Below are 26,989 nucleotides of genomic sequence, written 5' to 3'. Positions count from 1 at the left end.
GGCAAAATTAATGGAATGTAGAGATATACTTTCTCTTTCGACTGATAAAATAGATGAACCGATTTAAAAATAGATAAAAGTATTAGGTCATATATAAGATATTTGTATCTTTAGGACAGGAATAGAAATCCTTTGTAATATATTGTATAACCTAAAATTGGAACATCATGGGAAAGAATCAATTAATTCACGGGAATGAATTTCATTTGCTGAAACAAGCTGAGATTCATAAAGCTACAGGTAAATTAGTCGAGTCACTAAACTTGGCAGCCGGTTCTACGGGAGGTTTTGATATTTATAAAGTTGTAGAGGCTTATTTTACGGATTTAGAGAAAAGAAAGGAGATCAATGATTTGTTGGGTATTTCCGAGCCATGTGAGACACGTGTCACGGAAGAATGCTTTTCTTAAATAAGCCGCAGTAGGAATAACATAGAAAAAGGAGATACCTGAATCAGATATCTCCTTTTATTATATCTCAAAGAAGGATCAATTACTTACCAGAAAGTTTTTCTTTCAAAGCAGCCAATTCCTCGATGTCACCTAATGTAGTCTTTTCAACCGGACCGGTTACCATTCCAGATTCCTCTTCTTTTTTACCACCACGTTTTGAGGATGCCTTCTTTTCAGAAGTTGCCTTAGCGCCTTTTTGCTCATCTTCAAAGATGCGGCTGTGAGAAAGGATGATACGTTTAGCTTCCTTGTTGAACTCGATTACCTTGAATGAAAGTTTCTCATCTACTTGAGCTTGAGAACCATCTTCTTTTACAAGGTGCTTCGGAGTAGCGAAACCTTCTACGCCGTAAGGCAAAGAGATTACGGCACCCTTATCCAATACTTCGATGATTGTACCTTCGTGGATAGAACCAACCGTGAAGATTGTCTCGAATACATCCCAAGGATTCTCTTCCAATTGCTTGTGGCCTAAGCTTAAGCGACGGTTTTCCTTATCGATTTCCAATACTTGAACTTCGATCTCTGCTCCGATCTGAGTGAATTCAGACGGATGTTTGATCTTCTTCGTCCAAGACAAATCAGAGATGTGGATCAAGCCATCAACACCTTCCTCGATTTCTACGAATACACCGAAGTTAGTGAAGTTACGAACCTTAGCCGCATGACGAGAACCTACCGGGAAGCGCTCCTCGATGTTTTCCCAAGGATCAGCCTTCAATTGCTTGATACCAAGAGACATCTTACGCTCGTCGCGATCCAAAGTCAAGATTACGGCCTCAATCTCGTCACCAACCTTCATGAAGTCTTGAGCGGAACGCAAGTGCTGTGTCCAAGACATCTCTGAAACGTGGATCAAACCTTCTACGCCCGGAGCGATCTCGATGAACGCACCGTAGTCAGCCATAACGACAACTTTACCCTTAACCTTGTCACCAACCTTCAAGTTCGTATCCAAAGCATCCCATGGGTGCGGAGTCAATTGCTTCAAGCCAAGAGCGATACGTTTCTTCTCGTCGTCGAAGTCCAAGATAACAACATTGATCTTCTGGTCAAGCTGAACGATTTCTTCCGGATGAGAAACACGTCCCCAAGAAAGGTCTGTGATGTGGATCAAACCGTCTACGCCACCCAAGTCGATGAATACACCGTAAGAAGTGATGTTCTTGACAGTTCCTTCCAATACCTGTCCTTTCTCCAATTTGGAGATGATATCTTTCTTCTGTTGTTCCAACTCTGCCTCGATAAGAGCCTTATGAGATACAACAACATTCTTGAATTCTTGATTGATCTTAACAATCTTGAATTCCATAGTCTTACCTACAAATACATCGTAGTCGCGGATCGGCTTCACATCGATCTGAGAACCCGGCAAGAACGCTTCGATGCCGAATACGTCGACAATCATACCGCCCTTCGTACGACATTTGATGTAACCTTTGATAATTTCGTCTTTTTCAAGAGCCTCGTTAACACGATCCCAAGAACGTGTAGCGCGTGCTTTCTTGTGTGAAAGGATCAATTGTCCTTTTTTGTCTTCTTGGCTCTCGATGTAAACCTCTACCTCGTCACCAATCTTTAAATCCGGGTTATAACGGAACTCGGACATAGGAACAACACCGTCAGATTTGAAACCGATGTTTACAACAACCTCACGTTTGTTCATAGAAGTAACGGTACCCATAACCACTTCTTTGTCTTTTACCGTGTTCAGGGTCTCGTCATACGTTTTTACAAGATCGTCCTTGCTTACTTCGGTGTAAGTCTCGCCTTGCTCGAAAGCGTCCCAGTTGAAATCTTCAACCGGCTGGATGTTTTTTAAATTTTCCATTCTTTAATTGTTAATACTAAGTTTGTTTTAATTAGTAAGTTAGACTTTATGTTGTCATCTCTCAAAAATCGGGGCAAAGGTAATGCTTTTTTTCTGATTGACAAGAGTTTTGAGGGGTAAAAACATTCATTTGGGCCGTGTTGGCTGTAATTACGGAAAGCTGTTGATTTTTATTGATATTTATTTTGTAAGTTTGCGAATTGTAAGCGATAAATCAATGAGTAGAGGATTTTTAAGAAAGTCCAGCGTCAATACTTTTATAGGAATAGTGTGGATTTTGTTTGCGGTGGGCACAAGTGCGCAGAATGCCGTGAGTAAATTTCGTGCGGATAGCATACGCCAATCTTTATCACGTATCCAAAAACCTCAGGATAAGATACCCCTTCTTAAAGAATTAATCGGCTTGTACTGGCAATTGCCGGAGGAGGTGCCAGCGTTGAAAGAGATAATCGATATCGCGATGCCTTTGGATTCCATCGGGATCGTATACGATGCGATGGCTGGCTTGAGTCGTTATTATTATAATGTAGAAAATAGGGATAGCCTATTATATTGGGTGGGGCAATTGGATTCGTTGGCCTCAAAAAGGCATGAGAGTCCCAGAGGGTTGTTTTTATCCGGTAGCTTGGTTTGTCAGGATTATCTATGGTCCGGCAATTATGAGCTGGCTATGGACAAGGCCATGCAATATCTGGATTTGGCCCGGGAAAGTAAGAACGATTACGGCCTGCTACGGGCTTATCGCGATCTAGGGATGGTGTACCAGCGGATTAAGAAAGACAGTGACGCGGTAGAGATCTTCGGGAAAGGCCTGCACTTATTGAAAGGGGAGAAGGCGAATCCTGCTTTCCGGATTATGTATTTGTCTAATATGTTGGAATCTACCCTGCTATTAGGACGTTTGTCCGAGTCGGAGGCGCTCTTGAAACAGTATGATCATTTATTGGATTCCTTGGAAAGGAAGTATAATGGGGAGGGAAAGATTTTTCCGGTAAAACGTCATCGTTGCTTGATGAGTTGCTATTATTGCGAGCTGTATACCATGAATGGGAATTCGGGAAAGGCACAGGCGTATTTGGATCAGGCGACCGCTTATTTGGATAGTTCTTTTGGGGATAGGGTGGAGGCTCAATATCTGCGGACAAAATCATTTTATTATTGGAAGGAGAAAGATTATAGGCATGCGTTGTCCGCTGTCAATCTGGCTTTAAAGATCAATCGTGATCTGGATAAGTTGGAGATGAAGAAAGCGATATTGCAATCATCCGGCCAATTGCAAGAGGCGGTCACTATCTATGAGGAGATCATCAATAAGACGGAGACGATCAACACGGATGCCTTCGACCGGCAAATCGAGCAACTCCGTGTATTGAATGACTTGAATGACCTGGAAAAGCAAGATCGGGAGTTGAAGCTGAAATCGGAGCAAGAAGCTTTGAAGCAGAAGCAGATTGTCGTATCTATCGGTCTTCTATTGGTCTTGATGGGCCTACTCTATATGTTGTGGCGTATTTATATGCATACTAAGAGGTTGAGAAATGAGTTGCTTCAGGAGAAAGACTCCTTGATCGCTTCGGAGAAGCAACTGCGGGTCGTGACGAAAGAGGCGGAGGCGGCGAACAAGAAGAAAAGCGCCTTTATCGCCAATATCAGCCATGAGGTGCGTACGCCGTTGAACGCCATTGTCGGGTTCTCGGAATTATTGGCGAGTAGCGAGTATAGCGAGGAGGAGAAGATCCGGTTTGCCGGGGAGGTGAACCATAGTTCCGAGTTGCTATTGAATCTGGTGAACGATGTCCTGGATTTATCCCGTTTGGAATCCGGCAAGATCAAGTTCAGCGTGAAGCCAAACGATCTGGTCGCCTGTTGCCAGAGGGCGTTGGATTCGATTCGCCATCGGGTGAAGCCCGGGGTCCGATTGACGTTTACTCCCTCGCTTGAATCTTATACCTTGAATACGGATGCCTTGCGTTTGCAGCAGTTGTTGACAAATTTGTTGTCGAATGCCGCTAAATTCACTTCCGAGGGAGAGATTAATCTCTCATTTGCCGTGGATGAGAGCAAAGGTGAGGTTCGTTTCTTCGTTACGGATACGGGCTGTGGAATCCCTGAGGATAAGTGTAAGAAGATATTCGAGCGTTTTGAGAAATTAGACGACTTTGTTCAAGGTACCGGTTTGGGACTTTCTGTTTGCCAGATCATCTCGGAACAGCTTAAAGGTTCTTTATCCGTAGATGTCTCTTATAAGGGCGGTGCCCGGTTTGTCTTTATACATTCAACGAATTTAATTGAAACCCCTATATGAGACTGATGAATCTATTCAATAACAGGATATCTATACGTATAGGGGTGGTTATTATGATCTCCCTTGTATTTTGCGGCTCGATGAAATCTTCCACGCCTCCTCCCGGCAAGGATCGTTTAACAGAGATCGACAGCTTGGAGAGGGTATTACCGGGCTGCCCGACGATAGCGTCTACTTTACCTATATTGCAGCGGTTGGCTTTGCTTTATCGGCAAGATCCCAAAATGAAAGATTATTATCAACGTCTTTATGAGAACGCGATGGCGGTGGATTCCATATCTATCGCATATAGGGGATTGAAAGGTATGGCCGAGTATTATTACAATCAGTCTAAGCGTGATAGTTTGGTCTATTGTTGTAATATCGTAGATTCTATGGCGAAGGCCCGCCATGAATATCCGTATGTCTTGTTTGAGGTGAAGAGTTATTCCAGTCAAGATCTCCTTTGGCTAGGGAATTATGAGTTGGCAATGAGTGAGGCGATGAATCTGTATCGGTTGGCGAGCAATCTGAATCATAAATACGGCTTGCTTCGCTGTTCGGAGACTTTGGGGCTGATTTACCAACGTATCCGTAGGGATAGCGATGCCGTAGTCTCTTTTCAGGAAGGTTTGGATTTATTGAAGGATATAAAAGATGTTCCCGATATCATGGATACTAAAATCCGGTTAACTTCTTATCAATTGGAAAGTAGTGTCCGAACGAAACAATATACGTTGACGGAACGAATCTTGGAACAATATAAAGCCCTGCTGGATGAGCAATATGAGATTAATCAAGAAAAAGGTGATGTTTTGCTACTAGAGCGGGAGTATTGGCTGCTTTATTCTTTTTACACGAGCTTTTATCTTTCGAAAGGAGATTTGGCAAATGCCAAGAAAGCGTTGGATAAAGCCTCTTCCTATGTCGGCAATAGTTTGGTAGAGGAGGACTATGCAATCAATACTTATCTAGCGGTTAAGGCTCGTTATTATAAGGCGGCTGGAGATATCCCGTTGGCACTGCGTTATATAAATGAAGTGTTGGAGACAGAGCGATTACCCGAAGATATTCAGTTCAAGGCGGATATCTTAAAGGAGCAGGGCCGACTCAAGGAGGTTATGGCTCTATATGATGAACTTTATAGAACGCTGACGAAAAGGCGGGGAACTTCTTTTCTCCGGCAGGTGAATCAATTGCGAACCTTGCATGAGTTGCATGAAAAGGAATTGAAAGAAACGGAACTGAAGGAAGCCGGGTTACGTATCGCCCGGAAACAAGATTTGTTGGTGTTTATCTTATCTATATCGGTCGTGTTATCGATCCTCCTCTATATCTCGTTTTTATACTACCGCCATCTACGATCCTTGAAAAACCAATTACAGCGAGAGAAAGACTTGCTTTTGGAATCCCAAAGACGATTGATGAGGGAGAAAGCCCGTGCGGAAGAGGCCAGCCTGATGAAAAGCGCTTTTCTCGCTAATATGAGCCATGAGATCCGGACCCCGTTAAATGCGATCGTAGGTTTCTCCAGTTTGCTGGTGGAACCTTCTACCGATGCGAAAGAGCGGGAGGAATATTCGTCTATCATCCGGAATAATACGGATTTGATGTTGAATCTGGTAAACGACGTATTGGATTTATCCCGGATGGAGACTGGAGACCTTCATTTCAATATCAAGGATTATCCGCTTTTGGAGTGTTGCCAAATGGCATTGGAGAGTGTACGCTACCGGATGCCGGATGGGGTTAAATTGACTTTTTCTCCCGCTGGGGAACCAATCGTGGTACATGTAGATAATCTGCGCCTGCAACAACTGTTGACAAACCTGTTGACAAACGCCGCTAAATTTACGGAGAAAGGTGAGATTAACCTATCGTTCCAACTTGCGCCGGATCGGGAAAAGGTATACATAGCCGTTACGGATACGGGTGCCGGTATTCCCCTTGAAAAACAAGCTGCGGTATTCAATCGCTTTGAGAAGCTGGATGATTACAAACCCGGTGCGGGTTTAGGACTTTCTATCTGTCTTTTGATCGCCGAGCGGCTGAATGGTTCCTTGTCCATAGATTCCTCGTATACGGACGGAGCTCGCTTCGTGCTTATCCTTTCTTGTGAAATAGATTCCTCAATTTATAATCCGCCAATAGAAGTATGAGCGTGATGGCCCCTATGTATAAATAGAAAGCCAAGGCCGATGTGCTTATTGTGGGGACGGCTATCTTGGGTATCTCCATATATACGAAAGATACGATCGCAAGGGAAATCATGATAAGCGAGGCCACGATCGCTGCTAACAGGCTGAACCGTTCGTCACGTTTCTTCGCCTTTGCGGACTCAAGCATGATTTGTCGCATTACGTTCGAACGGAACGAGGCGGGAAGCTCCTCCTCCGGTATGCGTTTGAATAAATCCCCCAATAAATCGGGTTGTTCCTTATTTGTGTTTATCTTACTCATGATCCATTCCTTTTAATAATACAAACAATTTTTTTCGGATGCGATGTAGCTTGACTTTAATATTCGAGGCGGTCAAGCCGGTGATAGAGACCAGTTCTTCTATTGTCTTTTCTTTCCAATAAAAGAGCAAGATCAAGGCCCGTTCGTCCGGTAGAAGTTGTTCAAGGGCGACTTCCAATCTTTGAACCTGTTCCGTGGATTCGGTTTGTCCGAACAGGTTCGTGACCTCCTCCTCCGATACGTTTTCAAGTGTAGTCTCCTCAATCGCTAGAAACTCATATCTCTTCTTCCTGACCGATGATATCGCCGTGTTATAGGCAATCCGGTAAATCCATGTGGAGAAACTACAATCCCCTTTGAATGAGGCTAGGTTTTTGAATACCTTCATAAACGTATCTTGCGCCAACTCCTCAGCCTCCTCTTGGCTTCGTACCACTTTGAGGATCAACGAGTGAATCGGACGGCTATACTTGTCCAAAAGGCAAGCGAAACATGCCACGTCCCCTGCTTGTATCCTTTGTATGTAATATGTATCGGTATACAATTCCATTGTACTTAATGGACGCAAGCCGGGTAAATAGGTTACAACTTGCGGTAACAAAAATAAAAAATATTTTTCAGCCCGGAGGTGTAACCTATGGGAAACTGTTGCGTCAAATTAGCAAACAATATGAATGAATCAATTAAAATTATACAGTTATGATGGATTTTATTTCTGTTCCGCTAGTTGTCGGAATCGTTTGTGCAGGTATTTACGGATTATTTGAGTTGTTTGTTCGCAAGAGGGAACGTTTGGCGATTATCGAGAAGATCGGTGATAAACTGGATGCCTCTGCTTTCGATGGTAAATTGGGACTGCCTAACTACATGCGAAACTTCTCGTTCAGTAGCTTAAAGGCCGGGTGCCTTTTGGCGGGAATCGGATTAGGTTTGTTGGTAGGCTTTATTATTAATATGTGTATGGCGACAAATTCTTATTATGATGATGGTTGGTACAGGCATGAGGTAGCGGGTACGGCTTATGGGGCTTCGGTTCTTTTGTTCGGGGGAATCGGCTTGATAATAGCCTTCGTCATTGAGCTGAAACTAGGTAAGAATAATAAATAGCCATAGGCTTGCCTGTATAGACGTAGCGTGCTGCATGCAGCACGCTACGTCTATACTACAGGTAGATCTCCCCGAAGAATTCAGGACAATGGAAATTAGGCTCGGGAAGGTCGATCGGACTCCAACTTACGAAATGCGGATTCATTGTCTCATCGGCGCATTTATAGAAGTTCCCTAGTATTTTCTCCGGCAGATTACTAGGATCTAACCCCATCAACTTGAGTGGTATGACTACGATCAAGTTCCATGTATGAATACCTTTAATCTCCTCGAATGCCCTTCTTCTCACGGATGGGAGTCTTATGATGCTTTTATACTCTTCTTGCGAAAGCGACGTCTTGATATCCCGTGAGGTACGGCGGGCGGCATCGCAAGTCCCGATACAATTAAACTCGAAATTCATATAATGCGAGTCACCTTCCTTTTTCATGAAGAACTCCACGCAACTATCCTTATGGACCGAGGAATTGTCCATCTCATAAGACGCCTTTAGCGAATTACCCTGCACGCTATATCGTATATATAGATTTTTCTCTGTCCGGGCTATATTAAAAGCGGTGATCGGCTTATATGGATACTCATGCCAATTGGCATGGGTGAGGAACTCACGTTGGGATTGCACCTCAAGAATCGGTTCTATGGATGTTATATCGAGTACATCCAGAACGGGGATAACAGGAACTTTCAGTCTTTTCATTTTAACTATAGATTTGAAGTAAAGGCCATTGTAAGTAGGAGGTCAATAAAACCGATAGGGCACCGATAATAGACAATACGATAATGACAGAGCCCACGATCCGGTTCAGTAACCAAATACCTCTAACGTTGAACCATTTTCTCAGTTTTCCAATAATATATGTTATGCCGAACCACCAAAGAACGGCCCCTAACCCTATGCAAACAATGCCCAATACCAGCAGCCAAAACGAATGTTCCGGTAACACGAAACCGAACCGGGCGAATAATCCGATATAGAGCAAGACGATTAACACGTTGCTAAAGGTAAGTAGAAAAGCTGTAATAAAGTCTTGGGTGAACGATAATTTTTTTTCTCGGTGTTTCTTTAGGTTCCTAGTCGGGTTGCTTTGGAAGATATAATACCCGAAAATGCCGAGAACGATACTTCCGATCAATTGCAGGGGCGCTTGGTTCGCCTCCACGAAGTTGACCACAACTCCCATGCCCAGACAAGTCAGTGCCGCATAAATCACGTCGGATAGAGCGGCCCCTAATCCGGTGACGAACCCGTGCCAACGTCCTTTATTTAGTGTTCTTTGTATACAGAGCATACCGATGGGGCCCATGGGGGCCGAAACCAATACACCTATAATGATTCCTTTACTAACGATTCCTAGCATTAAGTTGAGTCTCTTCTAGTTTCTTGGGCAAAGATACATCCATTCCGCGATAAAAAAAAGGTAAAAAACGTAAGATACTGTAGGGACGAGGCTCGCTCGTCCCTTATTTCGGGAAATTGGGACTGTACAATAGGGTCGTATCGAGAGTCATCAATTTACCGTCTTTCACGAATGAGTCTCCTCGCTCGGACAGATGCTCTACCATCATCTTGCGTAATTCGGACAACTTATTCTGATAGGCTGCGTCCTCACTAAGGTTATGTGTCTCTCCCGGGTCTTCCCGTAAATCGAACAACTGCTCGCTTCCGTTGTGGAAATTCCAGATATACTTAATCTTCCCATCGGTAAGGGCTGCCCAGTAATTATCGTCGCTATAGCAAGTGGCATGCTCCATGTCTATATAGGGGCGCCATTGTTCCTGCTGGCCTTGGATCAGCTTGAGTAAAGACCGCCCGTCCATATCGGGAGGAACCGACCCGCCGGCGATATCGATAAAGGTAGGCAAGAAGTCTCTCAGTTCTACAGGTTGTTCTATGCTGCTTCCGTCCGGTATGGATTTGGATATACCGGCGGGCCATTTTACGATATAAGGAATATGGGCCGAACCCTCGTACGGATAGGTTTTCCGCCAATGATAATGATCGCCCAACATATCGCCATGATCCGCCGTGAAACAAATCAGGGCATTGTCGTACATACCTTTGTCTTTTAGGGTCTGGATGATTTGCCCTACTTGATCGTCGATAAAGGTGATATTGGCGTAATAATGGCGACGGGAGTTTATGGCATACGCATCCCCGAAATTACCGAATGGGGCATCCGATGCTCCTTGGAGAGGATCTTTCGGCTCGGCGTATTGTCCGCACCAATCTCCTATATGGGGTTTCGGGATATCCGCGTCCTTATACATATCCAGATAACGTTGAGGCGGATCATAAGGACTATGCGGGCGGGCGAATGATACCTTGAGGAATAAGGGCTTGTCGTTGTCGTAGTTCCGGATCAACTCGCAAGCGGTCTGTCCGGTCCAAGCCGTAGGATGAAGCCGTTCGTCTAACTTATAGACACCGGCGGCATGGTCGTTCCAGCCGATACCCGTAAGATCCGGGTCTTTGCCGGGTGCCTGCAATTGAAACCATTCCCGGTAATCGCTGATGAAATCGGGACTTTCCACCCGGCCACTCTCGTCGATCAAGGTCGCGTGGAATCCGTGAAGCGCTTTCTGCGGAAACCAATGCATCTTACCGATCCCGAAGGTATAATACCCCAGATTCCGCATCATCTGAGGCATCTCGTAACGATACTTCAAGGCCATGCGTCCGTATCCCAGCATACCATGATGCCAAGGAGACATCCCGGTCAATAAACCGGCCCGTCCCGGAGTACTACTTGGAGCGGAGGAATATCCGCTCACGAACAACGAGCCTTCTTGCGCCAGCCGGTCGATATTCGGTGAGATCACCGCCTTGTTTCCCATGCAGCCGAGGGCGTCGCCCCGTTGTTGATCGGTCATGATCAAGATGATATGCGGCTTACCGCTCTTTACGGGCATGGCGGGAGAGACGGCGGTCTCTGCCTCTTTCCCGCTTTTGCTATGCGTCATCCCCGGAAGTGTCGCACCCAGACCGATTCCGAGGGATGATTTAATGAAGTTTCTTCTTTCCATTATTTAGCCTTGATTGTGTGATCCCGAACTCCTTTTAAGATTCCCTGCAATTGGAAAACGATCTCCGGATGTTGCAAGGCCTTGTTTCCTTCCTCGTAGACCTTCGTCATGTCGTATAACTGAGGCTCGGGGGAATATCCGGTCTCAATCTTCTCATATTCCATGATAGCGGAACCTACACTCGGCTCGATATATTTCCAATCTTTCGTACGGACGGAAAGTGCCTTATTAAGCGCTTGCTCGATTACCCACGGGCGGTCTTCCTTGCTTTTCCCGATCCAAGTATCCAGATAATCATAGCTATCCGGCGCGCTTCCTTCCGGAAGACGGGAATTCGTCAGTGAGGCAAGGGAGGCGAACCAGTCGATCTGGCTCACTAGCGCATCTGATACGGCGGCTTGCTTGATCTCCTTTGGCCAATGTACGATAGCCGGGATACGGGTTCCCCCTTCGAAGGCACTGTATTTATTACCTCTAAGCGGTCCGGCGGGTTTATGATCGCCTAGTAGCTCCACGGCCCGGTCCGCGTAACCATCATCTACGACAGGTCCGTTATCGCTTGACAAGATGATCAAGGTGTTTTCCGTCAATCCCATCTCATCCAATGTTTTCATCAATTGGCCTACGCTCCAGTCGAATTGCTCGATAGCGTCGCCCCTCACGCCCATCGGGTTCTTTCCCCGGAAACGGTCGTGCGGGAAGCGGGGTACATGCACGTCGTTCGTGGCGAAATACATGAAGAAAGGCTTCTCTTTATTCTCCTTGATAAAATCGATGGCGTGTGTCACGATAGAATCGGCGATATTCTCGTCTTTCCAAAGCGCCTTGCCGCCACCTTTCATGTAACCGATACGGCTGATTCCGTTTACGATGGATTGGTCGTGCCCGAAACTAGGCTTCTGGTTGTATAATAATTCCGGATTATCTTTTCCGGTCGGCTCTCCGGGAAAGTTCTGCTGGTAACTGACATAGATCGGGGCATCCGGATCGTAGTTCGCCACCTGCCCGTTCTCGATGAATACGCAGGGGACGCGGTCTGCCGTCGCCGCCATGATATAGGAATAATCAAATCCCAGATCGCCAAGGGCGGTGGGGAGTGGGGCGTTCCAGTCTTGCTCTCCCGCTTTGTCTCCTAGGCCAAGGTGCCATTTGCCGATAGCGGCCGTGGCGTATCCTGCGTTCTTGAACATATCGGCTATCGTATAACGCTCCGGTCGTATGATCATTCCGGCGTTTCCCGCGGCGATGTCCGTTCCCGGGCGGCGCCATGCGTACTCTCCGGTTAGCATGGAATATCGGGAGGGCGTACTGGTAGAGGCGGTCGCGTGAGCGTTGGTGAAGCGGATACCGTTCTTGGCGAGCCGGTTGATATTCGGGGTTTTCACTTGCGTGCCGTCGTAGCATTCCAAGTCTCCATATCCCAAGTCATCCGCATAGATGAACAATACGTTTGGCGTTCTAGGTGTAATGTCTTGTCTCTGTTGGGCTTTTGCGATACCGGCTGTAAGAAGCGAGGCACCGATCCCTACGATAAGTGTTGATTTCATGTTGTTTATTATTTAGATGTTCTATAAAGAGTTTGTATTATGACTCTATTTCGTTATCAAAATCAAGAAGGTTATCTGTCTGGTATTTATCAAAATCGGATTGGAATAGACGGTCTTGAATGATACGGTATTTCTCAAATCTTTTCTTATCAACGACATAGCCGCGAATGGCAAACTTGTAATATTTAGTTGCGTAGCTTTTGCCATCGGAAGCAGTTCGTCGGAATTTCCGACAGACTGAGTCTTCTTGTAATTCTTGGCTTTGAAATATATTTTGTAGATGTTCCGTGATAGTGGAACGGCTTTTATCGAACAATACGGCAATAGCATCCTGCGTCAGCCAAAGGCTTTCGTCTTGATATAAGACTTCTATACCTTCTTCTTTATTTTCTATTTGGAAAATCAAGAATTCAGCCGTGCTGTTGTGTATCTGCAATTTCTTATTCATGGCATGTTCTATGGACATTAATTATATACAAAAATAACCAAATTATTTCAGAATCAGGGTAACTACACCAAAATATCAATGAGATGGAGCTTAGGAAGAAATGCTTTTTGGCTCTGGTTAAAAGGGGGGCTTATCGTATATTTTCATGTACGCTCTTGCTCCTTATCGAATGATGCTGTAAAAAGTCGTACGCGTTTCCCGAAAAACATGTACGACTTTTTACAGAAACACGTACGTGTTTTTCAAAAATCACAATCGTGTTTTTAAGGTGTTGATATTAAACAATTTATATATTTGTGCCATTTGTATACCTTATTGTATATTATTATTACCAAGACGGAACACGCACTGCCTATACAAGAGTGGGTAATATTGATATTGAAGGGTATGCACATGACATGGGATTCACTTCCTACCCAAGTGGATGCCAGCAAACATTCTTGTAAATGAAGAAAAGTTCGGAGAGTGAGTTCGGAGACACTGCGGATAAGCCTAAAAATATAGGTAGAACAGCACAGAAGATCATCGACCTTGTCATTTCCGACCTTTCTATGTCAGCCGAAGCTATGGCTTATAAAATTAGGTATAAGTTCCCGTGCTGTAGAAAAACAAATCGCAAAATTGCGTTCTATGGGTATATTGTCTCGTGAAGGCGCAGACTTTGGTGGTTATTGGCGTATTATTTTAAGTTACCATTTTGAGGGGATGAGACGCAGCACGCTGCGTCTCTACAACTGGAGACAAAATTGGGCGAAAAAAGTAAGTTAGCTTGCTTTGGAAGTGAGGTATTGGAGTTTGAAAATCAAATAAAATATTATACATTTGCATGACTGGATAAGTCAAAGCGAATAATTGGTATCAAACAATGATAAACTAAAAAACATATGGATTATCTTAGGTTGAAATATTATTAATACGTATATTTGCGACAAGAAAAGGCTTTTTAATTAAGAGCCTCGTGTTGCGTGTGATATTTGTGCTGTAGGACGAAAATCGGCTAATTTTCTTAAATCTCCCTATGCACGAAGAAGGCCCCGCAACCCTTTACTGGATATACGTGTTATCTATGCTAATATAGTATGGATATATTTTGTATACAGATAAAGGGGGCGTGTGGCTGACTTTATTGGGAGTTGGGTCTTAGCCGAACCTTCGTCTACATAAATGTTCAGTCCTCGCCCTTCCTTTATTTTATAAGAAAGGACCACTACTTAACAAAAGCCATATAGCGCTCGTCTTTACGAAGGACATCTTTTCTAAAACATGTCCGGATCTTGTAAATCTAATAATTAATCATGTAAAGTGAATGGCTTATGGACGCTTGTAATATTGATGAGATCCAGAATCTCTTTATTTACTACTCCGCTTGTTTCAGCAAGTATTTTCCAGAGTTAGGGTTTTATTGTAATGAGAGGGAATTCCAGATACATGGTATCGTGCGGAGATATAGTGACATTACGGGAGTGTCCCATGATGGCTCTTATTTCTTAATTGAGATGCGAAAAGAATACCTGATCTACTTACCGTTATTGGTCGGTTCCAAATTCCGCATTTTAACTAAACAAAAACAACTTTATTCGTAATACAATCTTATGCTTATGCCAGAACTCATATCCATAGAAGAAGCCGCCCGTATTACCGGTTTCCCGTACGAGGAGATTGAAGATTGGGTAAAATCCCGAAAGATAACCTCTTTCCATACGAGAACCGGTACACGTATGGTAGATCCTGAGAACCTACGTGATTTCATTGCCCATATCGAACATCTAGGGATTCAAAAACTATACTTGCAACTGGTCATTCAAGACAAGGAGGAGGAAGCCGACGAGATTATCGCCCAGTACGACGATTACCTTTTCTGCCTACGATCCTTAAAGAACATCTCTCCCCTACTTAAACAAATCATCGCCGAACTATCCACATTTATAGATGATAAGCAAGATCGGTATATATTCACGGAAATAACCTCTGGGGCAAAAATACTGGACGTAGCCAAACGCTGCGATATATCTTACGATAGGATGTGCTACCGATATAAGAACATAGTACTCCGCTTGCAGGAAAACACCGGATTCTTAGCCGAATATAAGAAAACGATCAGCTGTCAAGACCTAGAGATAGAGCGCCTGCGACTTGAGAAGCGAAACATGGAATATGAGCTGAGAACGCTCTATAAAGCAGTCCTCAAAAGTGGCTTGAGTCTCGATGCTCCGAAATCATCGTTCGATATCCCCACGGATGCGGCCAAACGGATCTCCCTACCGGTCACAAGCCTAACCCTGTCTCCCTACATCCGTAAATGCCTCCAAAAATTGGAACTGGAGACTATGGAGGACCTATTGCGCTACGCTAGGAAGAAAGGGCTCGATTCTTTGTTGAAGATTTCGGGATTCGGCCCTCTCGGTTTAGACCAGTTAAAATTTCAGCTGGAAAAGCATAAGATCATGAATAAGGCCGGAGACTCGGATCTCTATCAATACATCATCAATGAACCGGATAGCTGAACACAAAAAGAGCCTCTCTTCACAGGGAGGCCCTTTTTATGTGATGCCGGAAATAACCAATAAAAACTTCCCGACACTACGGTGTTAATCATCTTATATGCTTACATAAAATTAGCAGAAGGCTTTGGTTTGCGATATACTAATAGTGTTACATTCTTTTTGACATTGCAAAGATACGTCGGCCTATAAGGGTGCGCAATACCTATATATATGTAAAAAAGGAGAGCTCATACCTATTAATTGTTATATATCTTTTCATGGAGATCGATTTTTAGAACTAATGATCTTCTCGCTTGTAATAACTAACGCTTACCTCTGAAATAATACAAAACCGTATTTTCCAAAATTAACTATCAAGTTGTCTTGCGGGTCAATAATGGGGCCTATTGGGTGTGACGTCCTGAAAATATTCTTCCGGGATACCTATGAGTAGGTAATTAGGGTCTTATTTTACCTACTTCGGGCGATTGTAGCAAATTCTCAGCCCCTGTAATTTTGCCAAAAATTATAAAACGCAATGAGAACGTTAACAAATTTATTAGCGATTGGATTACTTTCCTTTACCGCTCTACATGCTCAAGAGAGTAATATGAGCTCTACCGTAAAGGCATCGGAGATGTATGCCGACGGTTTTTCTAAATTCCGTTTTGGAGGATATGGTGAGATGGCTGCCAGTTATATGGATTATGATTGGAATTGGGTGACACCTCAAGGTACATCACATATGAATCGGGCTACTGTCTCTATCCCTCGTTTTATTTTAGCTTTTGATTATAAGTTCTCTCCCAAATGGGTACTGAGTTCCGAGATTGAGTTTGAGTATGGAGGAACAGGCGCCGCACGGGAAGTGGAGTGGTACGAGGAGAATGGAGAATATGAGACCGAGATCGAGAAAGGTGGCGAGGTCGCCTTGGAGCAGTTCCATATCTCTTATCTGATGAACAAGCATTTAAACTTCCGTTTTGGACATATGATCGTACCGGTAGGCTTGACCAACGCACATCATGAACCCTTGAACTTTTTCGGTGTATATCGTCCGGAAGGAGAGACTACCATATTACCTTCTACTTGGCATGAGACGGGTGTGGCTCTATTTGGTGATTTAGGAAATTTCGATTACGAGTTACAAGTCGTTTCCGGTCTGGACCCACAAGGTTTCCGTATGGAGAACTGGGTTGGCAAAGGTACGCAAGGCGCTTTCGAGGAAACTCAATTTACGCATCCTGCCTTTGTGGCTCGTGTCAACTATAATGGAGTGAAGAAATTTAAAGGCTTACGTGTGGGCGCTTCTTTTTATTATAACCAACCCTCTAAGAATAGTAGCAAACCGCTGCGTAACCAAGGTGAGAAATATCCGCTTACTATCGTGACGGCGGACGCTCAATATAAAAGTCCGAACAATAATTTGATCGCCAGAGGTAATATCGTTTACGGCCATCTGGGCAACAGCAACGCTTTGACAAAGGTAAACAATAACTCATCTTCAGCTTCCGGATATCCTAATTCAACCGTGGCGGAGACCGCTGTCAGTTATGCGGCTGAGGTTGGCTATAATGTAGGTTCCTTCTTTAGTCGGAAAGCCCCTAGAATTTATCCTTTCGTTCGCTACGAATATTATAATCCGATGCAATCCGTGGAGAAAGGCAGTAATAAACTGGCGGATAGACGTCTTCAAAAGAGCGTGATTACGGCTGGCCTTAACTATTACGCATTGCCTAATCTGGTCGTAAAGGCGGATTATGCGCACCGTATTGTAGGTAAGGGTGATTATAATAGCCAGAATATGGTTTCTGTCGGTATCGCTTATATCGGCTGGTTCTTATCAAGATAATAGACTATTAACAAATATATATGTAAGAATATGAAAAAAGTACTTTTATTACCCATGATGTTGATGGGTGTGGCTTTGAGCTTCACTTCTTGTGGAGACAACGATGATCCGGGCAAGGACCCCGATGTTGTAACTTATGACTTTAAGAATCTTCCTGCGGATTCGGGTGCAAAACCAACAGAAGATCAGATGAGTGCGGTTGTCGCTACTTTCGTTGATGAGGTAGCTTTGCCTACCTATAAGGACATGTTGACAAAGATGACCGCCTATAAAAATGCGGTAGACAAGTTCATCGCGTCTGGTTCTAAGAATGATTTAGCGGATGCCTGCGACGCTTGGCGTGCGGTTCGTGTACCTTGGGAACAAAGTGAGGCATTCTTGTTCGGTGTGGCGGATTTGGCACAGCTCGACCCGAGCTTGGATAGCTGGCCTTTGGATAAGAACGGTATAGAGGAGATTATAGCTACAGGAGAATTCAGCAAGATTTCAGGAGCTGTAGACGAAGATGCGGAAGATGGTCCTCAAAATTTACGTGGATTCCATACGGCGGAAAAGATGTTATTCTTAGACGGCGAGCCTCGTGATCTGGAAACAAGCCCGTTCGCAAAGAATGAATTGGAGTATTTGAAGTTAGTGTCCGAACGTATGTTATCTGATACTCAAGACTTATACAATGGTTGGTTGAAAGGCTTAGGAACTTCGGATGTTCCTTCTTCTTATGCGGAGGCTATGAAGAAACATGACGGTTCTGCCTATTCCATTGGTAATGTGTATCAGGCGATTGAGCTTATGCTGAATGGAAATAATGGTATGGCTGGAATCTCCAATGAAGTAGGTTCCGCTAAGATAACTGACCCGGTGACCGCATGGAATGGAAGTAATAAAGACGCTACTGACCCGAATAACCCCGGTGTCTTGGCTGTAGAGTCTTGGTATAGCTGGAATTCCTTGGACGACTATAAGAACAATATCGTAAGTATCAAGAACGCTTATTTCGGCGGTCGTGATTTGGATGAGAAATCCGCTTCCGAGAGTAGCTTGCATGCGTTGACTAAAATGATTAATCCTACGTTGGATAGTTTGATGGTAGTTCAAATTGATAAGACAATCGACGCTATCAATGCGATCGGCTATCCTTTCCGTAACAATCTAGGGGATACGGAGCATATCAATACAGCTACAGAAGCTTGCGCTGATTTAACGACAGGTTTGGGCGTTGTTAAGTCTAAGTTCACGAACTAATCGGACAAGCCGATACGATGAAACGAAGATTACTTCTATTATTCGCTTTATCCGGTAGTCTGCTGTGTAGTTGCGAATCCGAGGACTTGGAAAATTGGCAGGTTAAGAAACCCAATGGGCAGGTAGCTTCCGAGAAGGAATTGTCCGCGGGTATCTCAACCATTTTCTCCAATGCCCCGGATGCGTACGATACGCAGGCAAACTGGGTTACGGGCGAATTAGAGACGCGATTTAATCGTGGTGATGGATTGTACGACGATGCTCGCGGTGTTGAGAATGTGGATGGTGGAGGACTAGGGCCGCTTTATGCCGGATATTCTTGCGGTTCCTGTCATAAAAGTACCGGGCGGACCCGTCCGGCTATAGCCGATGGAGGGTCCGGCCCCGGCTTCTCATCCATGCTTATTTATATATCACGTAAAAGTGGCGGCTATTTTCAAGATTACGGCCGGGTACTACATGATCAAGCGATATACGGAACGAAACCGGAGGGAAGGGTTAAGATTACTACTACTTCCCAAAAATATACGTTCCCCGATGGGGAGGAATATGAGTTGGTCACCCCTCATTATGAGATAAAGGAATGGTATGCTGATAGTATCCCGATGTCGGATTTACGGATTTCCGTACGTCAACCCTTACGGCATGTCGGAATGGGGCAGATGATGGCGCTCGACTTGGATATGCTAAAGCAGATCGCTGCTAAAAGCAATTATCCGGAATATGGTATTAGTGGACGTATAAACTATGTGACGGAAAAGGGAAAGAAGCAGATCGGTATCTCTGGTAATAAGGCGAATCATGCCGACTTAACGGTGGAATTGGGATTCTCTTCCGACCTCGGTGTAACGAACGATCGTTTCCCGCATGAGGTAGGAGAAGGACAGAGTAATATGATGGGTTTTGCCATGACCGGGGCGCAGGTCTCTACGGAAGATATGGAAGATGTGGATTTATACCTCCAGACCTTGGGGGTACCCGCCCGTCGGAATGTGGATGATCCTACGGTTCTTCAAGGAGAGCAACTTTTCTATCAAGCGAAATGTCATTTATGCCATGTGACTTCCTTGAAGACACGCCCTCGCGGATCTGTCCTTTTGAATAATACGGAATTGCCTCAATTAGGTAATCAGGTGATCCATCCTTATTCGGACTTTTTATTGCATGATATGGGGGTTGAGCTAGGGGATGATTATCCCAGTGGCTTGGCCAACGGTAATGAATGGAGGACTACCCCGTTATGGGGATTGGGATTACAAGAGGTCGTAAACGGCCATACCTATTATTTACATGATGGCCGTGCCCGGAACCTGACGGAGGCTATTATGTGGCATGGTGGGGAAGGGGCTGCGTCGCGTACCCTATTCTCTCGCATGACAAAAGACGAGCGGGCCGCTTTGATTAAATTCCTACAAAGTTTATGAATAAATAACGCATAGAATCGAAATGAAAAAAATATATAGGACGTTGCTTGTGGTGCTTCTATCAGCAGGTGTTTTCTCCGTGAAAGCTCAAGATACAAAGAAAGAGATGGATGATAAATATGTAGAGAACGATGTGGTTTCACTAGCGGGAAAGAAGGGCTTTTCCTTTTCTACCAAGGCCGGTGACTTTTTGTTTAAGCCCTATGCGTTGGTACAGGCAAGCGCTTGCTACAACCGGTATGACGACCAAGGGCTGGAAAGCCATTATGCCAAAAGCGTAGCGAACTCTGGTTTCGCGATCCCTAACGCTATTCTCGGTTTTACGGGTAAGGCTTTTGGACGGGTTACTTTCAATTTATCGCTGAATGCCGCTAAGAGTGGAGGGGCCTTATTGCAACAGGCTTGGTTCGACGTAGCGATCAAGGAGTCGTTTCGTATCCGTGTCGGTAAGTTCAAGACACCGTTTATGCATGGCTATTTAAGTACTTTGGGGGAGACGTTGTTTCCGGTACTGCCTTATTCCACTTCCCAATCCGTATTGCTTCCTTACGACGTGAATTATGTCATACCGAATATGTCCACGGGATTCGACTTGGGTGTACAGGTTCATGGTTTGATCAATGATAAATGGAATTATCAAGTCGGTATTTTTAATGGTACGGGTATCGACGTGAATTTGGCGACTAAGACAAACTGCGATGATCATAAATGGTTGCCTTCGCTGTTATATGCGGGTCGTCTGGCCTTTATGCCGAAGGGGGAGATGCCAACGTCTCAAGGCTCGCCGGAGAATCTGAACGACGATAAGATGTCTATCGCCGTATCTGCCTCTTATAATGCGGAGGCTGAGTTCTTGACCAGTAGCGACACCCGTGTGGGCGTTGAGTTCGCATGGATCAAGAACCGCTGGTATGTAGCAGCCGAAGGTTATTATATGAATATGCATTTTACCAAGATCATGCAAAAGCCGGATAAGAATTTCTGGGGAGCTTACGCTCAATTGGGCTATTTCATCACTCCGAAATTACAGGGTGCTTTGCGATATGATTTCTATGATCGAAACGCTACGGATGAGGGTGGTTTGTTAAATATGCCCGCCGCTGGTTTGAATTATTATTTCTTTAATAATAATTTGAAACTACAGGTTATGTATCAATATTTAGGTCGTAGCGGTCATGCTACGCAGAATGACCGGGATGAGGACGCTATTGGATTGGCTCGTCACTCCGCTACGGCTATGTTGCAGTTCACGTTCTAATCTTTGGGTATGAAACGATATAGTCTATATATAATGTATGCCGTATTCCTGTTATTCGGGCTGGGTTGTGATGAGGGTAAGATTTATCCGGATGAGACGGTTGATTCCGGGCGAACCGCTACCGTGTCACTTTCTTTCACTGGCCTGAAAGCTTGGCCGAAGGAGAATATGCTCTCGTTATGCGCTTTTGGCGAGGATAAGTCGAAACCTTTGCAAACCCAGCGTATCAGTAAGCCGGCGGAAGACGGCAAAAGACTAAAACTCCGATTGAATAATGTCACTCCGGATACGAGGAGTATAGAGGTCGCTGTGATTAGTAGGGGATTGCGGTTGGTTTACTCCTATTATACGTCTCCGGTGGATGATTCGGACGAACCGCTTGATTTGTCTGTGGGCGAATTGGATTTAGCGAGCTTCAAACGTGTACAAGCGCAGGTGTTCGACTTGAATTGCCTGTCTTGTCATGGCGGAGGATCGGGATTGGCCGGTCAGCTGGATCTTAGGGACGATGTAGCCTATAAATCCTTAGTGAATGTCAAGGCGCCCCTTTCGGAAGAGGGTAAGAACTACGTGACCCCGGGTGATATAAACGATAGTTTCTTGCTGGATATATTGGAAGATAATCCGGTACATAAGGATATGTTCAATAGTTCTGGGAAACAGGAGGTCTTTGCTTTGATCCAAGGTTGGATCTTAGGAGGGGCATTGGATAATTGATAAGAAAGAAAATGATGAATTATACGAGAAAAATAGATACGGATAAAGCGGTAGAGGTTCAGATCTCTTCATTCACGGGCAAAGGTGGAACAACGGAATATCAGGTGATGGTATCGATTACAGACCCTTGTTTGTCTTTCGTGGAGCAATTGCAAAACCTTTTGCGGGTTTATGTGACTGTCGTGAAGGAAGAGCTATCGAATGACGCTACCGCCGTTTTCCGCCGTTATTTTTTAAGTGACGCAGCTAATCAGACGGATAGCGTGATGGAGTGGGAGTGCGAGAGCGCCTTTTGTCCGCTCTCTATCGTGCAGCAACCGCCTTTGAATGGAACAAAGATCGCTATGTGGACTTATTTGCAAACGGGCATGTCGGTACAAACGTACGATTCCGGTTTACTGGAAGCGTCGCATAACGGTTATAGGCACCTCTGGGGGGGAGGTGCCTTCAATAAGGCGGCCAATTCAGAATACCAGACCCGGCTTTTATTGAATGACTATGTGATGCAATTGATGGGGCAGCGTTGTACGTTGGCCTCTCATTGTGTCCGTACTTGGTTCTTTGTGCAAAACGTAGACGTGAATTACGCCGGTGTGGTGAAAGCCCGGAAAGAAGTTTTTATCACGCAGAATCTTACGGAGAAGACGCATTATATCGCTAGTACGGGTATCGAGGGACGTCATGCCGATCCCTCGGTGTTGGTACAGATGGACAGTTATGCGGTGGATGGGTTGGAGCCGGGACAGATTCAGTTCCTTTACGCTCCCACGCACTTGAATCCTACTTATGAATATGGAGTAACCTTCGAGCGGGGTACGGCTGTTACGTATGGGGATCGTAAACAGGTCTTCATCTCGGGTACGGCGAGTATAGATAACCGGGGAGAGATTGTCTATCCGGGCGATATCGTAAAACAAACCGAGCGGATGATGGAAAATATCAGCGTGTTGCTGAAAGAGGCGGACGCTACTACTCGTGATATTACGCAGGCGATCACCTATTTGAGAGATATGGCTGATTATGCGGTGGTTAAGAAGTATTTTGAGGCGCATTACCCGGATTTGCCACATTTGATAGTCTTGGCCCCCGTTTGCCGTCCCGGATGGTTGATAGAGACTGAGTGTATAGCGGTCGTGCCGACGGAGTCGTCCTTTAAGCCTTTGTGAAATAATAATAAATGTACGAGATATGGAAGAAAAAGGAGTATATTTGGCTATTCAAACACCAAGACAAGTTAGAAAGAAGCCTATGTATAAAAATGGAATGTACCGGGAAACCGATAAAATGAGTGATCTGATCTGCGAGAACTATCCGATGGTTTTAGTCATGAGCCGCTTTGGTATAGCGCTCGGGTTCGGAGAGAAGAATATCGGGGAGGTTTGCCGGCAGAATGGGGTGGATGCTTGTACTTTCCTGACGGTCGTGAATTTCTTGGTCGAGGAAGTGAATACGCCTGTCGAGAATATCAGCAAATGCCTGTCGATCGAGAACTTGATCCGCTATTTGCATAATGCCCATGATTACTTCTTGAACTTCCGCTTGCCACATATCCGTCGTAAATTGGTAGACGCTATATCCGGGTGCCCGGAGGATGTCGCTTTTGTGATCACGAAGTTTTTCGATGAGTATGCGGAGGAGGTAAATAAACATATGTCTTATGAGGAACGTGCTGTTTTCCCTTATGTCCGTAATTTGTTGGAAGGAAAGAGAGATCCGAAATACAATATTACGATCTTCCGTAAGCGTCATGATCAGATCGAGATGAAGATCACGGAGTTGAAAAATATCCTGATCAAATACTATCCGGGAGCGGGTACGAATATGCTGAATAGTGTCTTGTTCGATATTTTTGCCACGGAGGAAGACTTGGCTTCACATACCCGTGTGGAGGATTATTTGTTTGTACCGGCCATATTGGCTTTGGAAAAACAATTATAAGCATGAATCGATGAGTACAAATCTAAAGATTGCGATAGCCGAACCTTCTGTTATCATAAGGAGCGGACTGGAGAACCTGTTGAAACGGTTACCGGGTTTCCGTATCCAGATGGTGGAGATTCATTCGGTGGAATCTCTTTTCGACTCGCTTCGTATGCACAAACCGGATGTGTTGATCGTGAATCCGGCTTTGCCCGGCTATTTCACGTTGCAACATTTGAAGGAGGAAAGCGGCTGTGCCGAGATGAAATGTATCGCTTTATTATATTCTGTCTCAGACAGTGTGTTATTGCGTTCTTATGATGAACAAATTAACATATACGATAGCCCTGATGAGATCAAGCACAAATTGGAACGGTTGAACGCCGAGGTACTTCCGGATAACGAGCCGGAAGGGGATGACGAGCAACAATCGTTAAGCTCGAGGGAAAAAGAGATCGTAGTCTGCGTCGTGAAGGGAATGACAAACCGGGAGATAGCGGATCGTTTGTTTCTTTCTACGCATACGGTCATCACCCACCGCCGTAATATCGCTCGGAAACTTCAAATTCATAGTGCCAGCGGTCTTACGATCTATGCGATTGTCAATAAGCTGGTCGAATTAGGCGACATTAAACAGTAATCGTATATTTATAAGTAAGTTAAAGGGAATGTGGATAAGCGATAAAAGCGCCTTCCGCATTCCCTTTACTATTAATATAATTAAATTTAATGATCATATCTTATTAACGCTTATCGAAAACTAAAACCCGTTTATTCCTGTTTCTTCTTCAAATCATTAAGCTTATAAGAAATGAAGAAAGCATTTTTACTTGGATTAGCATTGTTATTTTCCTTATCTATGAGCGCACAACATTTCGCGTTGAAGAACAATCTTCTCTACGACGCGACTACGACTCCGAACTTAGGATTCGAGGTGGGCTTAAGCAAAAAGGTTACATTGGATGTCTCGGCGGGATATAATCCTTTCAAGTTCAATGACGGTAAGAAACTGAAGCATTGGCTTGTCATGCCGGAAGTGCGTTATTGGACTTGCGAGAAATTCAACGGTACGTTTATTGGCGTGCATGCGTTGGGCGGACAGTATAATATCGCCGGGATTAAATTACCCTTTGGCATATTCCCTAATTTGAAGGACCATCGTTATGATGGTTATTTGTACGGTGGCGGACTTACGTTGGGACATCAATGGATACTGAATAAGCGTTGGAGTATAGAAGCCGCTATCGGCGCCGGTTATGCCCGTGTACATTATGATAAGTATAATTGCGGGGAATGTGGCTCCAAGATCGAGACCAAGAACTCGAACTATTGGGGTGTAACGAAAGCGGCCCTTTCTATCATTTATTTTATCCACTAAAAAACGATCTAGAGAGATATGAGACATTTATTGAGTATATGTATCGCTTTATTGTTCCTCGGAGGTGTGAGCCTACAGGCACAGAACGGTGTGCGAGGAACTGTTAGTTTCGAGAATGTAAGCGCAAAGAAGGACGGAAGCCAGCTTATGATGAATTTTACGACCAATCTGAGCAATCTGCGTTTGAAATCCCAAGAGATGGTCATCCTGACACCGGTATTGCAATCGGTGGATAAATCGCAGTCTTACCAGTTTAACCCGATCGTGATTACCGGGCGGGCACGTATGAAGGCGTTGAACCGTGAGTTGGGTTTCGATAGTTATGAATTTCCCCAAACTCCTAGCTTGATTATCCGTCAGACGAAGAAGGGGCCGGAATTGATTCCGGTGGAATTGTCCGTACCCTATGCGGGATGGATGCGAAACGCTACCTTGATGGTGGATGAGAATACCACGGGATGCGCTTCTTGTGAGGTCTCAAATGACATCTATGGGGTGATGAGCCGTGTATTGCCTCCGTTAGCTCCTCCCGTTTATGAGCTTAGCTATGTTACTCCTCCGGTAGAACCTGTGAAACAACGGAGCGAGACGCATTCCGCTTATTTAAACTTTGAGGTAGGCAAGTCCGTATTGTTACGTGATTTCAAGGATAACGCTACCGTGCTGAATGAGGTGAATAAGATTGTAACGGAAGTCCGTAACGATAAGAATCTTAGCTTTACCGAATTTAAGGTTACCGGATACGCTTCCCCGGAAGGTGGCTACGATTATAATATGAGATTGTCCGAGAGCCGTGCCAAGGCTTTTGTCGCTTACATGAAAGATAAGGAGAAGATGGACCCTTCCTTGATGAAAGTAAATTGGATGGGTGAGGATTGGATCGGATTGCGTCAAGAGGTTACGAAATCGGATTTGGCGAATAAGAAGGAGATTCTGGAGATCTTGGATATTCAAGATATAAACAAGCGCAAGGCTAAACTACATGCCTTGAACGGAGGTCGGACTTATAAGATATTATTGGATAAATACTATCCTCCTTTAAGACGTATTGATTATACCTTGGCTTATATCGCACGTCCGTTCGACGTGAACGAGGCCAAGCAAGTGATCAAGACGAAACCTCAATATTTAAGTTTGAATGAGATGTTCTTGGTAGCCAATTCTTATGATAAAGGTAGCGATCAGTTCAAGGAGGTATTCGATATCGCCGTTCGTCTTTATCCGACCGACCCGATCGCTCAATTAAATACGGCGGCCCTTGAGATTGAGACTGGTGCTTACGATCCGGCCATCAGTCGTTTGCAAGGTATTAATTTGCCGGAAGCATGGAATAACCTAGGTGTCGCTTATGCGATGAAGAAGGATTATACGACCGCTATGCAATATTTCGATCAAGCTGCCCAAGCCGGCGTGCAAGATGCCGCCGCGAACCGGGATGAGCTGGCCGCTTGGTTGGCCGAGCAATAATGGAGATACTTACCTTCGAATATAAAAAAAGCCCCCGTTTCCGAGGGTACTGAAAAAGTAATCACTATTCAGAGTTCTCTGAGGATTATATGAAA

Annotated in this window: 23 protein-coding genes and 1 pseudogene; 16 read left to right on the top strand and 8 right to left on the bottom strand. The window is 44.7% G+C overall.

Going from position 1 to position 26,989, the window contains the following annotated elements; translation table 11 throughout:
• The first annotated feature begins 167 nt into the window (after nt 1-167).
• Entirely contained in the window at nt 168-410 is a 243-nt protein-coding gene (locus DW033_RS12315) for a hypothetical protein (protein WP_005861135.1), read from the top strand.
• 82 nt (nt 411-492) lie between these two features.
• Here the strand turns inward: DW033_RS12315 and rpsA are convergent, their stop codons facing one another.
• The gene (rpsA, locus tag DW033_RS12310) at nt 493-2,283 is read right to left on the bottom strand and encodes a 30S ribosomal protein S1 (RefSeq protein WP_005861137.1); all 1,791 of its coding nucleotides are present in this window, start codon (nt 2,281-2,283) and stop codon (nt 493-495) included.
• 217 nt (nt 2,284-2,500) lie between these two features.
• Between rpsA and DW033_RS24900 the strand changes: the two genes are divergently transcribed.
• Both DW033_RS24900 and DW033_RS12295 read left to right on the top strand, forming a co-directional pair.
• Complete coding sequence (locus tag DW033_RS24900; protein WP_229040438.1) at nt 2,501-4,588, top strand: HAMP domain-containing sensor histidine kinase; 2,088 nt, start codon at nt 2,501-2,503, stop codon at nt 4,586-4,588.
• Nucleotides 4,585-6,726, top strand: coding sequence for a sensor histidine kinase KdpD (locus DW033_RS12295; protein WP_122382778.1), 2,142 nt, complete (start codon nt 4,585-4,587; stop codon nt 6,724-6,726). The genes DW033_RS24900 and DW033_RS12295 overlap by 4 nt, the downstream gene beginning before the upstream one ends.
• Here DW033_RS12295 and DW033_RS12290 read toward each other — a convergent pair.
• Nucleotides 6,671-7,027 carry a hypothetical protein gene (locus DW033_RS12290; RefSeq protein ID WP_005866723.1) on the bottom strand — a complete coding sequence of 119 codons (357 nt, stop codon included), beginning with the start codon at nt 7,025-7,027 and terminating at the stop codon, nt 6,671-6,673. The genes DW033_RS12295 and DW033_RS12290 overlap by 56 nt on opposite strands.
• Complete coding sequence (locus DW033_RS12285; protein WP_036615402.1) at nt 7,020-7,577, bottom strand: RNA polymerase sigma factor; 558 nt, start codon at nt 7,575-7,577, stop codon at nt 7,020-7,022. Before DW033_RS12285 ends, DW033_RS12290 begins: the two co-directional genes overlap by 8 nt.
• A 149-nt stretch (nt 7,578-7,726) precedes the next feature.
• Here DW033_RS12285 and DW033_RS12280 point away from each other — a divergent pair, with 149 nt between their 5' ends.
• The gene (locus tag DW033_RS12280) at nt 7,727-8,134 is read left to right on the top strand and encodes a DUF6249 domain-containing protein (RefSeq protein WP_008780672.1); all 408 of its coding nucleotides are present in this window, start codon (nt 7,727-7,729) and stop codon (nt 8,132-8,134) included.
• Between the two features lie 55 nt (nt 8,135-8,189).
• On the opposite strand, the gene DW033_RS12275 is transcribed toward DW033_RS12280, so the two are convergent.
• The 5 genes from DW033_RS12275 to DW033_RS12255 form a co-directional block, all read right to left on the bottom strand.
• Complete coding sequence (locus DW033_RS12275; protein WP_005861151.1) at nt 8,190-8,831, bottom strand: carbohydrate-binding family 9-like protein; 642 nt, start codon at nt 8,829-8,831, stop codon at nt 8,190-8,192.
• Between the two features lies 1 nt (nt 8,832).
• Complete coding sequence (locus DW033_RS12270; protein ID WP_005861153.1) at nt 8,833-9,492, bottom strand: LysE family translocator; 660 nt, start codon at nt 9,490-9,492, stop codon at nt 8,833-8,835.
• Nucleotides 9,493-9,595: 103 nt separating this feature from the next.
• Nucleotides 9,596-11,158, bottom strand: a complete 1,563-nt coding sequence (locus DW033_RS12265) for an arylsulfatase (RefSeq protein ID WP_005861155.1) — start codon at nt 11,156-11,158, stop codon at nt 9,596-9,598.
• Nucleotides 11,158-12,705 carry an arylsulfatase gene (locus DW033_RS12260; RefSeq protein WP_022192541.1) on the bottom strand — a complete coding sequence of 516 codons (1,548 nt, stop codon included), beginning with the start codon at nt 12,703-12,705 and terminating at the stop codon, nt 11,158-11,160. Before DW033_RS12260 ends, DW033_RS12265 begins: the two co-directional genes overlap by 1 nt.
• 37 nt (nt 12,706-12,742) lie before the next feature.
• A complete protein-coding gene (locus DW033_RS12255) occupies nt 12,743-13,153 on the bottom strand; it encodes a phosphoribosylaminoimidazolesuccinocarboxamide synthase (RefSeq protein ID WP_009276445.1) in 411 nt (136 codons plus the stop codon).
• Between the two features lie 452 nt (nt 13,154-13,605).
• On the opposite strand from DW033_RS12255, the pseudogene DW033_RS25325 reads away from it, so the two are divergent.
• The 12 genes and pseudogenes from DW033_RS25325 to DW033_RS12180 all read left to right on the top strand — a co-directional run.
• Nucleotides 13,606-13,843, top strand: a pseudogene (locus DW033_RS25325) (HTH domain-containing protein); the annotation flags it as partial.
• 908 nt (nt 13,844-14,751) lie between these two features.
• A complete protein-coding gene (locus tag DW033_RS12230; RefSeq protein WP_048927927.1) occupies nt 14,752-15,657 on the top strand; it encodes a transcriptional regulator in 906 nt (301 codons plus the stop codon).
• Nucleotides 15,658-16,174: 517 nt separating this feature from the next.
• Nucleotides 16,175-17,488, top strand: coding sequence for a porin (locus tag DW033_RS12225; protein ID WP_005861166.1), 1,314 nt, complete (start codon nt 16,175-16,177; stop codon nt 17,486-17,488).
• Between the two features lie 30 nt (nt 17,489-17,518).
• A complete protein-coding gene (locus DW033_RS12220) occupies nt 17,519-18,730 on the top strand; it encodes an imelysin family protein (RefSeq protein WP_008778472.1) in 1,212 nt (403 codons plus the stop codon).
• Nucleotides 18,731-18,747: 17 nt separating this feature from the next.
• Nucleotides 18,748-20,154, top strand: a complete 1,407-nt coding sequence (locus tag DW033_RS12215; RefSeq protein WP_005866749.1) for a di-heme oxidoredictase family protein — start codon at nt 18,748-18,750, stop codon at nt 20,152-20,154.
• Nucleotides 20,155-20,176: 22 nt separating this feature from the next.
• Entirely contained in the window at nt 20,177-21,412 is a 1,236-nt protein-coding gene (locus DW033_RS12210; RefSeq protein WP_122382777.1) for a porin, read from the top strand.
• Between the two features lie 9 nt (nt 21,413-21,421).
• Nucleotides 21,422-22,129, top strand: a complete 708-nt coding sequence (locus DW033_RS12205) for a hypothetical protein (RefSeq protein ID WP_122382776.1) — start codon at nt 21,422-21,424, stop codon at nt 22,127-22,129.
• Nucleotides 22,130-22,140: 11 nt separating this feature from the next.
• Nucleotides 22,141-23,295 carry a Rid family hydrolase gene (locus DW033_RS12200; protein ID WP_081031951.1) on the top strand — a complete coding sequence of 385 codons (1,155 nt, stop codon included), beginning with the start codon at nt 22,141-22,143 and terminating at the stop codon, nt 23,293-23,295.
• Between the two features lie 82 nt (nt 23,296-23,377).
• Nucleotides 23,378-24,067, top strand: coding sequence for a hemerythrin domain-containing protein (locus DW033_RS12195; RefSeq protein ID WP_010185248.1), 690 nt, complete (start codon nt 23,378-23,380; stop codon nt 24,065-24,067).
• A gap of 10 nt (nt 24,068-24,077) precedes the next feature.
• Nucleotides 24,078-24,689, top strand: coding sequence for a response regulator transcription factor (locus tag DW033_RS12190; protein WP_044546250.1), 612 nt, complete (start codon nt 24,078-24,080; stop codon nt 24,687-24,689).
• Between the two features lie 171 nt (nt 24,690-24,860).
• Entirely contained in the window at nt 24,861-25,427 is a 567-nt protein-coding gene (locus DW033_RS12185; protein ID WP_005861186.1) for a DUF3575 domain-containing protein, read from the top strand.
• Between the two features lie 18 nt (nt 25,428-25,445).
• Entirely contained in the window at nt 25,446-26,894 is a 1,449-nt protein-coding gene (locus DW033_RS12180) for a DUF3868 domain-containing protein (protein ID WP_005866758.1), read from the top strand.
• Nucleotides 26,895-26,989: the final 95 nt, after the last annotated feature.

Origin of the sequence: Parabacteroides sp. AF39-10AC, from assembly GCF_003635405.1 — a bacterium.
Taxonomy (GTDB): Bacteria; Bacteroidota; Bacteroidia; order Bacteroidales; family Tannerellaceae; genus Parabacteroides; species Parabacteroides distasonis.
Note: the sequence above shows the minus strand (reverse complement) of the source record. Positions and strands in the feature narration are given on the sequence as shown.